We start from the raw sequence: 13,063 nt of genomic DNA on the forward strand, positions 1-13,063 counted from the left end.
GGGCAAGAGATTTAATTCCCCTTCTCCCTGAGGGAGAAGGGGTTAGGGGATGAGGGCGCGAGGTATTTGTACAACGCCCGCTAACAACAGAAGCCACTATTGGCTTAACGATAGTGGCTATTCTCAACTCAATAGCGGCTTTCCTCAACTCAGTAGTGGCTATTCTCAATTCAGTAGTGGCTATTCTCAATTCAGTAGTGGCTATTCTCAATTCAGTAGTGGCTATTCTCAACTCAATAGCGGCTTTCCTCAACTCAGTAGTGGCTATTCTCAACTCAATAGCGGCTTTGCTCAACTCAATAGTGGCTATTCTCAACTCAATAGTGGCTTTGCTCAACTCAATAGTGGCTTTGCTCAACTCAATAGTGGCTTTGTTCAACTCAGTAGCGGCTTTGCTCAACTCAATATACAAGGGTGTGTTATGCCATAGGAATCGCGCACCTGAGATTCTTGACGGTGCGTTGCGCTGCGCGACAACACACCCTACTAAAGTTTTTATTAATACTTCTTTCCTTCTGCCTTTCTTTGTAATTAAATACCGAAATATTACTGATATTAGCTGAAAATTATATGTTCAAAAACTGCTATTTATGCTGAACCAGATTTCGATTTAATTAAGGCAAGCTATGTTTAGAATTATTTAACCGGGGCAAATTTATGAGTCGCAAAAAACGTAAATCCAGCGTTTTAGAAAAAGTTAAGTCAAGAGCAGATGGGATGAAATTGATCGATCCAAGTCTGAAACTGGATGATGATTATAGTCTGGACAAACTGCTAGAGTCAATGGAACAGTTACGTAATAAACTTGAGGTTCATAATAACGCTCTGGCTTTAGCTGATTCTTCTTTAACTGAAGTTGAAGAGATGGAGAAAAATTTGAATAAACTTTCTCAAAAAATGCTAATGCTAATTGCTATTAAGTACGGCACAGATAGCCCTCAATATGAAACAGCAGGTGGTGTTCGAGATAGCGATGGCTTCGCCAACGCCAAGGGCGAACGCGTCCGCAAAATGAGGTCGAGCCGCATGAAAAATGTTGCCCAACAAGCATTAGATAATAATAGTAAAAGCGCGAGTCTTAGCGCATAGAATAAGACTGTTGGTCAATTCACGTTTTATTATGGAATATGAACCCTCACCCCTACCCTCTCCCTGTGGGAGAGGGAGTAAGGAAAAAGAACAGGAACAAGAGAATCAACAAAAATATAAAAATAACTCTTATCCCCCTCTCCCTGAGGGAGAGGGGCTAGGGGTGAGGGCAGAAATTGCACAATTAGCAGGTAACAACCGACAAATTCCCGATGTATTATTAGAACGCGCTCGCGAATTAAGAAAACAAGAAACACCAGCAGAAACAATATTGTGGGAATGTTTAAGAAATCGACGTTTATTAAATAAAAAATTTCGCAGACAACATAATATTGATAGATATATTGTTGATTTTTATTGTCACGAAAAATTACTAATTATCGAGGTAGATGGTAGTATTCATGCAAGTCAGCAAACTGAAGATTATATTAGAGAAAACTGGTTGCTATCTCATCAATTTACTGTTATTCGCTTTAGTAATGAGCAAATATTTAATGATATCGAGTCAGTTTTATATACAATTGCTCAAGCCCTCATCCCCTAACCCCTTCTCCCTCAGGGAGAAGGGGAACTGAGCAATGCTAGACTCTCCGTCCTTTATCATCCCATTTTCTGACATCGCTTTCCTGTCCACTTCTCCCAGCGCCCAATTCCCCGGCTAATCAACTCTTCATTTTCATCACCGATAAAACAAATTCGCCCCATGCGATCGCAAGCAATTAGAACTTCACCATTCCCCATAAAAGGCGCAATTACAAAATTATTGGGACTGGTATATAAATTAATTAAGTAATTGACAATTGCTTCTACACCTTCAAGATTAATTGCTGTTTGGGGCTGGGATAGAGATTGATGAGAGAAAATCCCTACATAGATATTTCCTAATAGTAATTCGTACTGAAAAGGCATTTGATTGTGCCTATAGAATTCGTAAATCTGCCCTTGCGATCGCAGTACTGCTACAACCCGCGCTTCCCCAGCCAAATAATTATGGTTCCAAGTTGAGGAAAAAGTTGCGATCGCCAATGCTGCATCTGAGGGTAGCAGGTTCATGAAATCCTGCTTGGAAGTATCGCCACAATATACCAAATGTCTCCCCAGCATCCATTGCTCGCCCACTGTCACCTTGATAGCTGAGTTCGCTAATTTCTCGCCTGACTCTTCTGAGGGACGCTGGTTTTTTTTGAGCAGTAACTTTGTTTCTTTCTCAGCCAAAGCACTGTTGTAGGCTAAAATCTGTAAATCTTTTTGCTGATTTCGCGCCTCAGTTAGCAGTTTTGCTTGTCTTTGTGCTGCTTGGATATCTCCTTGCGTCTGGGCTAATTCCAACGCCTGTTGTGCGGCTTCTGCTAAAGCGCGTTCCTGACTACCAGCTCTAGCTATTTTTAATAAAGCCGTGGGACTTTCTGCGATCGCAGTTCCCTTAATCATTTGTTTGACATCGGGGTGAATCCCTTTCGCAATCTGCTTTCCATGCTGAAAAGTGCGCTCAGAGTAACCAGCTTCCTTGGCTAACTCCACAGTTCGTTTTGCAGGTAGTGAAATCATTTCACCACCTTTGAGAGTGTGTTGATTATCTCCCGCCTTCGCCCGCAATCCCATGCGTTCCAAAATGCGATCGCGTTCTAACCATAATTCCGAGCGTTCTAGCGGTTCTAGCTCATTGCGGATTAAATTCTCATCAATTTCCGCTAACCGCGCTTGTTCTGCATTTTGGTAAGTCACAATATTACACGCGATCGCATCTAACCCCAACAGCTTACAAGCCGTCAACCGATGCAATCCTGCAATCAAATTCAGCTTTTGATCCACCGTAATCGGATTCAACAGACCATTAGCCTTAATTGATTCCTTCAACTCATTCACCTTATCACCCTTAATTGGGCGACGATTGCAACCAACGAGAATCTGATTTATTGGCACAATAGGCATAACTACTGTTCTTCAGTGCAGCCAGTCAAAACACCAACCATAGCATTAAGATATCAATAGTCAAGGGGCATGGGGCATTGGGCATGGGGCATGGGTAATGAGTAATGAGTAATGAGTAATGAGTAATTGGAATATCTCCCAGTCCCCAATCCCCAGTCCCCAATACCCAATCCCCAGTCCCAAATTTCCCCAGACTGTCTAATGGTACACAAATGAATTAACAGTAATTGATTGATAATATTAATGTGAGTTGATTAGCCATAATATCTAAGAGCTAAATGAGGAAAATTATACCATTTTGAAAAAAGAACGCGACAGATGAGTAGGGGCACGGCACCAGTAAGATATTTGATATGCCAAAAGATTGAGGATGCCGTGCCCTTACAAAGAATTTATCTGTCGCAAACATTATTTGAATTGGTATTACTTAGTGTATATTAATCGTTTCCTCGTCATTTGTTCGAGATATTATGGAGATTCAATAACAAATTAGACCGTGAAAACTGATTGACAAGCTAAAGTGTTTTTGCAATACTTTAACAAAGCTTTATCCGAGTTTTCTAGTCATATCAATCAGCGCTACATTATTTGGGAGATTTTTTGTTGCTAGCGCTACTTAATTCTTAAGTTCTGGAATTTGTTGGCTATAGAAGATAAAACTAAGGATGCTTAGTAGTAGCGTAATTAGCAATTCAGCTAAACCACATTTAGTTTGCATATCTATAGCCAAGTGCTGAGTATAAAACCAGTTGATTTAAGGCTTTGAGCAATCAACACCATTCAGCAACAGATGCAAGAGTACAACATTGATATGGCGAGGTGTAGGGACACGGCAGTACCCAGTGATGTCAATTTAACGTGAAACCCGCTCTTGTGAAAGGTTTCGCCCTCACCCCCAGCCCCTCAGGGAGAGGGGAGCAAGAGATTCAATTCCCCTTCTCCCTGAGGGAGAAGGGTTAGGGGATGAGGGCGCGAGGTATTTGTACAACGCCCACCCTATCGCTTTTAGCTGAAGTTGACACCTATAGGCACTGCCTTGCCCAGATATACTCTACTTGATAAATCCTTGTACCTTGCTGGGTTTTAAAGACATTATTGGCGTTGCTTTAATTCATATTGAGTGCTTCTACACGGAGAATATCGGCTTGTAACGAATTATCTTTCTAACCTAAAAAAGCGTAAAAAAATTACCTACAACTAATCAGACTTATTCCATGCCTGCTAGTCCAATGAAGGATGAAGGATGAAAATACTTAAGAAGAAATAAAAATTAGTAGTTAATATACTGATTTTTCTAATATTGGACAAGTAATCTACCAATTAATTTACTTCATATCATCCTGAACTTTTAGACTGAGTTTAAACAGCATAAAGTGGGATAAGTCGAATGTAATCAAGTGAGATAGACCTTTAAATTATTCCCCCGACACAGCAAAACTGGAATAAAAATATGACAGCAAACAAAGAAAATCCGTTATTCTCTAAACCTATTCATCGGTGGCAAATTGTTTTAGGAGTTTCTGTCATCTTAGCTACTGGGTTAGCATCTTTTTACGGTTTATCAACATTATTCTTTCGCTCTAATCTTTACACTCGCCCAACTAATACCCCCACAAAACCTGCGCCTGCAAAAGTTGCGATTACGGCTTTAGGACGTTTACAGCCGGAAGGCGAAATTACTTATTTGTCTGCACCTAATTCCATTAACGGTGTACGAGTTGAAAAACTCTTGGTTAAGGAAGGAGATAAGGTACAGGCTGGACAAGTTTTGGCTTACCTGGAAGATTACAATCGTGCGACAGCAGCTTTGCAACAAGCTTTAGATAAACTGCAAGTAGCCAAAGCCCAACTAGCGCAGGTAAAATCTGGTGCGAAAACTGGAGATATTGACGCGCAAAAAGCAACAATCGCCAGCTTACAATCCCAATTAAAAGGAGATGTTGCAACCCAAGAAGCCACAATTGCACGTCTCCAGGCGCAGGTAGAAAATGCCAAAACCGAAAACGATCGCTATCAGCAATTGTTCAAACAAGGTGCGATCGCAGCTTCTGTAGGCGATAGCAAAGCACTGCAACTCAAAACTGCACAACAGCAGCTGGAAGAAGCCAAAGCCACCAAAAAACGTACTCAAGATACCTTGCAAAGCCAAATTAAACAAGCACAATCGCAACTTAGCAGTGTCAAAGAAGTACGTCCTGTAGATGTAGAAGTAGCACAAACCCAAGTTAGAAGTGCTACAACTGCAGTCAAACAAGCAAAAGCCGACCTCGATTTAACTTATATCAAATCGCCCATCGACGGCACAATTTTAAAAATTCATGCCAGAACCGGCGAAGTAATTGCTACTTCCGGCTTTGCTGAGATAGGTAACATATCTCAAATGTATGTAGTTGCAGAAGTCTACCAAACCGATATTCAAAAAGTGCGTAAAGGTCAAAAAGTGACCATTACCAGCCCAGCCATTGTAGGAAAATTGCAGGGAACCGTGGAAAATGTAGGTTGGCAAGTTGAGAAGCAAAGTATCTTCAGCCTCAACCCCAGTTCCGACACCGATCGCAAAATTATTGAAGTCAAAATCTGCATAGACGATCCAAAAGAAAGTGCCAAGGTATCACGCCTCACCAACTTACAAGTGGATGTAGCAATTCATATTTAGTCAACAGTCAACGGTCAACAGTCAACGGTCAACAATCAACTGACCAATGACAAATGACCAATGACAAATGACCAATGACAAATGACAAATGACAAAAATTCATGAATTTTAAGATTCCTTTAGCATGGCTACAATTAGTCCAGCAAAAAGTTCGTTTTCTGGTAGCTGTAGCGGGGATTGCTTTTATTGTGCTGCTGATGTTTATTCAGCTAGGTTTCCAAGATGCACTTTATTCTAGTGCTACTGCAGTACATCAAAGCTTGAAAGGAGATTTGTTTGTAGTTAGTTCTCAATACAAATCTTTGACTTCCAATCAAAGCTTTTCTCGGACTCGTTTATATCAAGCTTTGGGGTTTGATGGTGTTGAGTCTGTTAGCCCCATGTATGTGCAATTTGCCAAGTTGAAAAACCCGGTAAATAACGAGAAATATTCAATTTATGTGATTGGGTTTGATCCAGGCAGATCTGTTTTAAATATCCCAGAGGTTGAAGAGAATTTAGATAAGCTCAAAATTACGGACATGATGCTGTTTGACAGAGATTCACGTTCCGAGTTTGGGCCGATTCCAGAAAGATTCGATCAAGGTCAGACCGAACAAACTGTTGAAATCTTTCCCTTTAACTCTTTAATTGGTTATCGTGTTAGAGTTGCAGGTTTATTCAGTTTGGGGCCTTCCTTTGGGGTAGATGGTAACTTAATTGTTAGCGATTCAACTTTTCTCAGAATCAATCCCAACACCCGCCCTGCGGAAATGATTGACGTGGGTGTAATTACCTTAAAACCAGGTACAGACCCTAATAAGGTGCTGAAAGATTTACAAGCATCCTTACCTAATGATGTGCAAGTTTTTACATACCAAGGTTTCATTGATTTTGAGAAACAATATTGGGCTGTGAGAACACCAATCGGTTTTATTCTCAGCTTAATGCTAACAATGGCTTCTGTGGTAGGTGTAGTAATTGTTTACCAAATTCTCTACAGCAACATTGCTACACAATTCGTAGCTTACGCAACATTAAAAGCTATGGGTTATGCCAATAGATATTTATTAAATGTTGTCTTTCAACAAGCTTTGATATTGGCAGTTTTAAGTTATATACCCGGATTTATCTTTTCCGTGCTGTTATATGATTTTGCCATGAAAGCAACAAAACTGCCCATTGTGATGACATTTAATAATGCATCATTAGTCTTTGTATCAGCCACATTAATGTGTTTAACTTCAGGGTCTTTAGCTATCAACAAACTACGTTCTGCTGACCCGGCTGATATTTTCTAATTCTTGTTCTTGTCGGTGTCTTTGTTCCTCTGTGCTAGATAAATTATTTTCTCAACACATAGACACTCAACTAAACACATATTAGTTGCCTAATCACTTTGTTAAGTAGTTGACAGTCAACAGTTAACAGTCAACAGTCAACACCATTAGTTTTCTTTACTTCCCTTCATCAATCATCTCTGCTTTATGAACTTTGAAAATAAAACTATTCTGATTACCGGAATTGACGATTTTATTGGCTATCGTGCGGCTGAGTTAGCCATAGCCAAGGGAATGAAAGTCAAAGGACTACAAAGTTCTGGTACTCAGGATACAAAAGCAAAAAATTTAGGCGTTGAGGTGATTGTTGGTAAAATTAACGATGCCAAAACTGCTCAAAAAGCTTGTGAAGGAGTAGACATCGTTTTACATACCGCTCAACTTGCTCAAGAAGCTGGCCCTCTGAAAGATTTTCGTGAGGTGAATGTTGACGGAACCATCACAATAGCGAAAGCAGCCAAAAGTGCTGGTGTCAAAACTTTTGTGCATCTTTCTAGCGTATTGGTGTATGGGTTTAATTATAGCGATCGCGTCACTGAATCCGAGCCGCTAGCTGAAGAAAGCAACCCCTACTGTCAAACCAAAATTGAAGCAGAAGTTGCATTATTACCACTCAATAACCCGCCAGATTTTGGTGTAATTGTAATTCGTGCCGGCGATGTTTACGGGCCAGGATGTATCCCCTGGGTAGCGCGTCCGGTTCATTTTATGCGCCAAAAATTATTCGCCTATGCTAATGATGAGCATGGAGTAATCAATCATGTCTATGTTGATAATTTGATTGATGCTATTTTTCTAGCTATCGAAAAAGAAACCTACGGCGAAATCTTCAATATCACCGACGGAGAAAACACTTCCTGGAAAGAGTATTTTACCCGTTTAGCAGCAATATCTGGTTCACCAGAACCCATGTCTATTGGTAAAGACGAAATCAAATTATTTTTGAAATTGCGCGCTCAAGGACAAAAGTTATTTCGTAAAAAAGCCGATATTCTTCCAGAGTCTATAGATTTTATGACTCGTCCCTATGCTTGTTCAATTGAAAAAGCTCAAAGCCTTTTAAATTATGCACCAAAAATTGATTTGGAAAAGGGCTTACAAATTACCAAAGAATGGCTAGAAAAAACAGACCTACAAAACCTAATGAAATAGTCTAACAGTGCTGAGTCCTGAGCCTTCAGGACTCAGCATTCAGCACTACCAAAACTTATGAGTAATTCTCTGCGGCGCTTAAGCATTGGACTACCTGTATACAACGGCGAGAAATTTATCCGTGAGTCTATAGATTGTATTTTGAATCAAACATTCCAAGATTTTGAATTAATTATTTCTGATAACGCCTCTACAGATAAAACAGAAGAAATTTGTAGAGAGTATGCTGCTAAAGATAACCGTATTCGCTATTACCGTAACGCCACAAATATCGGTTGCGCTCGTAACTTTAATCGTGCTTTTGAATTGTCTACAGGCGAATATTTTAAATGGGTAGCCTATGACGATTTACACGCCCCAGATTTTATCCAAAAATGTATAGAAATACTTGACCAAGACCCCACAGTAGTTTTGTGTCATGCCCATACATCTTACATTGATGAACAGGGAAAATTTATCCAAACCTACGACATTAAATTTAAAACTGATTCATCAAAACCCCAAGAACGTTTTCAAGAGTTGCTGACCAAGCATTACTGTTATCAAATATATGGTGTAATTCGCGCCGATGCTATCAGGAAATCCCCATATATTATTGGCTGTGGAGCCGCAGATGCAATTTTTTTATTAAGGTTGGCTTTACTTGGTCGGTTTTATGAAATTCCCGAATATCTCTTTTTTGCTCGTAGCCATCCCCAACAATCAATGAGTATGTTTTTACCAAACTACCTATTGGCTAACAGCAATAATCAAAAAGAATTACTCAGCGAGTTACCAGATTTTTATGGTTATGCTGTGTGGTTCGATACAGCAAATGCGGGGAAAATTATCTTCCCACATTGGAGAATTTTAGGGGAAGTTTTGCTATCAATTTGGAAGTCGCCTTTAAATTGGCAGGAAAAATTATCTTGCTTGCTCGGGATGCCAAAACGTTTACAGGGAACTGAATATTTATTGCTTAAAGACTTACAGCTAGCTGCTCAAACTCTGTGGAAAAACCGCCAAAACTTTTATCAACGTTTGTCAGTTTTGAGCGGCGGTTAATTACTTCCCAATCATACCATTTGAGGAGACTCATACATGATGTTAAAACTATCTAAAATTACAGCCTTAGCGATCGCAACTTTCGCCAGCCTCACCTCCATTCAGCTTGTGAATGCTGCACCAGCGCAAACCCTGACTGTCGTAGTCAATGGTATCAAACACCAAAAGGGACAAATTTGTATCGGAGTTTATTCTCAAGACAAAGAGAAAGGATTTCCCTCCAATACTTCCAATGTATTACAAGGTGTTTGTAAAAAAATTACAGGTAGCACCTTAAAACACCAATTTTCCGGCTTAAAGCCTGGAAATTACGCTGTCGCCATCGTTGACGATCAAAATGGCGATCGCAAAGTCAATAAAGATTTTTTCGGTATTCCCACTGAAGGATTTGGTATTTCCAACAACCCTACAGTCTCCATCCAAACTGGAACACCCAAATTCCGCGATGCTAGTTTTGCAGTCAACAAAAACACCACCGTCAACATCACAGTCAAATATTCCCTTGACCCCTAAAAAAGCTGAAGTTGGGGAATTGTAGGGTGTGTTGTCGCGCAGCGCAACGCACCACCTGAGGACAAACTACCCAGCAGATCCCCGACTTCTTGAAGAAGTCGGGGATCTAAACCCCACTTAAGCAATTCACGGTGCGTTACGCCGAAGGCGTAACGCACCCTACAAAATTTGTAATTACGAATTACGAACTACAAATTGATATGGCTCATCACCGCTTCTTGAGGAGGCTTTATAATTAATGCCAGATTTGGTCAAATTTCTGTGTAACTCGTTGTTGGGTTGGCTGGCAATTCAGGTATGTTTAACCCTGGTGTTTTTGGTGTCTCTGAATCCAAGCCAGAAGAACTTGTTACCAGATGACCAGTTACCCAAAACAGCGGTGATTCTCTGTCTACGTGGAGCAGATCCATATCTGAGACAATGTTTGCGTGCTTTACTCAAACAGAACTACCCCAACTATGATTTAAAGGTTGTTGTCGATCATCAAGAAGACCCAGCTTGGAACATTGCTGTTGACACCATCCAAGAACTAGGCGCAGTTAATGTTGAAATTAGCGCATTGCGAGCAATAAACAACAATTCTAGTCTCAAGTGTAGTTCTCTAGTCCAAGCAGTCTCAGAATTAGACAATTCCTATAAAGTAGTCGCTTTAGTGGATAGCCATACTGTCGTTCATCCTAATTGGCTGCGCGAATTAGTTAACCCCTTATCCCATCCTAAGGTAGGAGCAACCACAGGTAATCGTTGGTATGTACCCACAGGTAAACACTGGTGGTCTTTAGTACCTTATATAGCTAACGTCTCCTTAGTTATACAGATGTATCTGTTTGGCATACCTTGGGGTGGGACTTTAGCGATTAAAACCGAAGTCATTCAAAAAACAGGACTACTCGATAAATGGAGTCGTGCTGTATGCGAAGACATCATGATTCGTAGCGTCTTGGGAAAACATAGGCTGCAGGTAAAATTTGTACCTTCTTTATTGATGCTCAATCAGGAAGAATGCGATTTACCCACCTTAAGAAACCAGATTGAGCGTCAACTCACTTTTTCTCGGCTTTATCATCCTCAACCCTCAGCGATTTTTGGTGATACGTTTTCCAGCATCTTGCAACCGACTTTAGTCTTGATGTGTTTGCTATGGGCATTATTTACTTCGCAATGGGATGATTTCGTCTTTTTGCTGGCGTGTTATAGCAGCTATACCTTTGGATTACTTTGGCTCATGCTGATTTTAGAGCATGGAGTCCAGCAAATAATTCGCGATCGCCATCAAAAACCAACACCAATTTCATTTCCCACCATCATCAAACTCCTCATCGGCATTCCCCTAACTCAATGGCTTTATGGGTTAGGAATGTTGTCTTCTTTGAGAATGTCTACAATGAACTGGCGTGGTATCACCTACCGCATTTCCGGCCCTTGGAATATTCGGTTAGTAGAGTATCGGAAGTATCGGTGAGGGATTGGGGATTGGGGACTGGGGACTGGGGATTGGGGATTGGGGAACTCGGGGCCCCCTCTGGGGATAAGGGGTAATGGGGATTGGGGACTGGGAGATGAGGGAGATGAGGGAGATGAGGGAGAGAAATTCCAATTACGAATTACGAATTACGAATTACGAATTACGAATTACGAATTACGAATTACGAATTACGAATTTCCCATGCCCCATGCCCCATGCCCATTGCATTAAGAATTTTCCAGAAATCTTTGCTGCGTAAATCCTAAAACAGCACTTTCATGGAATCTTCTAGGTGAGCAAACATGAACGATTTGGCGAGATTGTTGTCTCAGATTGTACTGGGATGGCTGGCCATTCAGGTATTTTTGATTCTTGTTTTCTTGTGGAATTTGCGTTCTAATCAGGGGAAATTATTGCCAGATGACAAGTTACCCAAAACTGCGATCGTTCTTTGTTTGCGGGGTGCAGATCCTTTTCTGCCTAATTGTTTGCGTGCTTTATTAAATCAGAACTATCCCCAGTATGATTTAAAGCTGATTGTTGATCGTCAAGAAGATCCAGCTTGGAAAATTGCGACTGATACTATCCAAGAGCTAAAAGCAACTAATGTTGAAATTAGCCCTTTGAGAATTATTCGCAAAAACTGTAGCCTGAAGTGCAGTTCTCTACTGCAAGCAGCGTCAGATTTAGATGATTCCTATCAGGTAGTTGCTTTAGTCGATGCTGATACCATCGTTCATCCTAATTGGCTGCGGGAATTAGTCAGCCCTTTAAATAATCCCCATATTGGCGCAACAACTGGTAACCGTTGGTACTTACCTACAGGTAAATATTGGGGTTCTTTAGTGCGCTACATCTGGAATGTATCTGCAGTTGTGCAGATGTATTTATATGGCATTCCTTGGGGTGGAACTCTCGCTGTCAAAACGGAAGTACTGCGTCAAACAGGGCTTTTAGATAAGTGGAGTAAGGCATTTGGCGAAGATACTATGATGCGTAGTGTCTTAGGCAAAAATAAATTACGGGTAAAATTTGTACCTTCCTTATTGATGCTAAATCGGGAAGAATCAGATTTACCCAGCTTAAGATACTGGCTACAGCGTCAATTAATATCTTCGAGGCTGTATCATCCCTGGTGGTTAGCTGTAGTTGGCGACACGATTTTGACTATATTATTGCCAACTCTGCTGATTGTATTGTTCGTAGCAGCATTATTTACCCAACAATGGAACACTGCAGTTTTCTGCTTGAGTTGTTACATTGGCTATATGTTGGGACTTCTCTTGCTGGTAATTGTTTTAGAAAAAGAGATACAGCAAGTCCTGCACCGTCATGGTGAACCGATAACAAAACTCGCACCAGCAACCATCTTCAAAATTTTCATTGGGATTCCCTTTACCCAGTGGGTTTATGGTTGTGCCATGTTTCTCTCTGTGTGGATGTCAAAAGTCAAGTGGCGCGGCATCACCTACGATATCAAAGGCCCTTGGAACATTCGCCTCCTCGACTATCGCCCTTATAAAATCGTAGACCAACCAAGCGATCGCAAACTTTCTCTTTAGGTGATTGTTGATTGTTGACGGTTGACGGTTGACTGTGGACTGGGGATTGGGGAACTCGGGGCCCCCTCTGGGGATAAGGGGTAATGGGGATTGGGGACTGGGGAACTCGGGGCCCCCTCTGGGGATAAGGGGTAATGGGGATTGGGGATTGGGAACTGGGAACTGGGAACTGGGAGATATTCCAATTACTCATTACTCATTACTCATTACTCATTACTCATTACTCATTACTCATTACCAATGCCCCATGCCCAATGCCCCATGCCCATTCTCATGAAATTTCTGCTGCGTAAATCCTAAAACCAAAACCAGCTTTTTCATGAAATATCTC

At 41.0% G+C, this 13,063-nt stretch carries 14 protein-coding genes; 12 read left to right on the forward strand and 2 right to left on the reverse strand.

Annotation, left to right across the window (positions count from 1 at the left end; genetic code table 11):
• The first annotated feature begins 49 nt into the window (after positions 1-49).
• The 3 genes from HG267_RS31615 to HG267_RS31625 all read left to right on the forward strand — a co-directional run bounded on the left by HG267_RS31615 (position 50) and on the right by HG267_RS31625 (position 1,633).
• Positions 50-430, forward strand: coding sequence for a hypothetical protein (locus tag HG267_RS31615; RefSeq protein WP_045874179.1), 381 nt, complete (start codon positions 50-52; stop codon positions 428-430).
• A 227-nt stretch (positions 431-657) separates the two neighbouring features.
• Positions 658-1,089 (forward strand): hypothetical protein, encoded by a 432-nt coding sequence (locus tag HG267_RS31620; protein ID WP_045874180.1) that lies wholly within the window; start codon positions 658-660, stop codon positions 1,087-1,089.
• Between the two features lie 31 nt (positions 1,090-1,120).
• Positions 1,121-1,633, forward strand: coding sequence for an endonuclease domain-containing protein (locus HG267_RS31625; protein WP_228045420.1), 513 nt, complete (start codon positions 1,121-1,123; stop codon positions 1,631-1,633).
• 56 nt (positions 1,634-1,689) lie between these two features.
• On the opposite strand, the gene HG267_RS31630 is transcribed toward HG267_RS31625, so the two are convergent.
• Both HG267_RS31630 and HG267_RS31635 read right to left on the reverse strand, forming a co-directional pair.
• The gene (locus HG267_RS31630) at positions 1,690-3,021 is read right to left on the reverse strand and encodes a ParB N-terminal domain-containing protein (RefSeq protein WP_045874181.1); all 1,332 of its coding nucleotides are present in this window, start codon (positions 3,019-3,021) and stop codon (positions 1,690-1,692) included.
• Positions 3,022-3,046: 25 nt separating this feature from the next.
• On the reverse strand, positions 3,047-3,184 hold the full coding sequence (locus HG267_RS31635) for a hypothetical protein (protein ID WP_155539625.1): 138 nt from the start codon (positions 3,182-3,184) through the stop codon (positions 3,047-3,049).
• Positions 3,185-4,471: 1,287 nt separating this feature from the next.
• Here HG267_RS31635 and HG267_RS31640 point away from each other — a divergent pair.
• The 9 genes from HG267_RS31640 (at position 4,472) to HG267_RS31680 (ending at position 13,025) form a co-directional block, all read left to right on the forward strand.
• On the forward strand, positions 4,472-5,677 hold the full coding sequence (locus HG267_RS31640; protein ID WP_045874182.1) for an ABC exporter membrane fusion protein: 1,206 nt from the start codon (positions 4,472-4,474) through the stop codon (positions 5,675-5,677).
• A gap of 101 nt (positions 5,678-5,778) precedes the next feature.
• Entirely contained in the window at positions 5,779-6,957 is a 1,179-nt protein-coding gene (devC, locus tag HG267_RS31645; protein ID WP_045874183.1) for an ABC transporter permease DevC, read from the forward strand.
• Between the two features lie 186 nt (positions 6,958-7,143).
• The gene (locus HG267_RS31650; RefSeq protein ID WP_045874184.1) at positions 7,144-8,148 is read left to right on the forward strand and encodes an NAD-dependent epimerase/dehydratase family protein; all 1,005 of its coding nucleotides are present in this window, start codon (positions 7,144-7,146) and stop codon (positions 8,146-8,148) included.
• A 57-nt stretch (positions 8,149-8,205) separates the two neighbouring features.
• The gene (locus HG267_RS31655; protein ID WP_045874185.1) at positions 8,206-9,192 is read left to right on the forward strand and encodes a glycosyltransferase family 2 protein; all 987 of its coding nucleotides are present in this window, start codon (positions 8,206-8,208) and stop codon (positions 9,190-9,192) included.
• A 39-nt stretch (positions 9,193-9,231) separates the two neighbouring features.
• Complete coding sequence (locus tag HG267_RS31660; RefSeq protein WP_045874186.1) at positions 9,232-9,705, forward strand: DUF2141 domain-containing protein; 474 nt, start codon at positions 9,232-9,234, stop codon at positions 9,703-9,705.
• Positions 9,706-9,943: 238 nt separating this feature from the next.
• A complete protein-coding gene (locus HG267_RS31665; protein ID WP_045874187.1) occupies positions 9,944-11,167 on the forward strand; it encodes a glycosyltransferase in 1,224 nt (407 codons plus the stop codon).
• A 39-nt stretch (positions 11,168-11,206) separates the two neighbouring features.
• Entirely contained in the window at positions 11,207-11,401 is a 195-nt protein-coding gene (locus tag HG267_RS31670) for an alpha/beta hydrolase (protein ID WP_155539627.1), read from the forward strand.
• A gap of 71 nt (positions 11,402-11,472) precedes the next feature.
• Complete coding sequence (locus HG267_RS31675) at positions 11,473-12,732, forward strand: glycosyltransferase (protein WP_045874188.1); 1,260 nt, start codon at positions 11,473-11,475, stop codon at positions 12,730-12,732.
• A 134-nt stretch (positions 12,733-12,866) separates the two neighbouring features.
• Positions 12,867-13,025, forward strand: a complete 159-nt coding sequence (locus tag HG267_RS31680) for a hypothetical protein (protein ID WP_155539629.1) — start codon at positions 12,867-12,869, stop codon at positions 13,023-13,025.
• Positions 13,026-13,063 lie beyond the last annotated feature (38 nt).

The organism is Tolypothrix sp. PCC 7601 (assembly GCF_025677855.1).
In the GTDB taxonomy this organism is placed as follows: domain Bacteria; phylum Cyanobacteriota; class Cyanobacteriia; order Cyanobacteriales; family Nostocaceae; genus Aulosira; species Aulosira diplosiphon.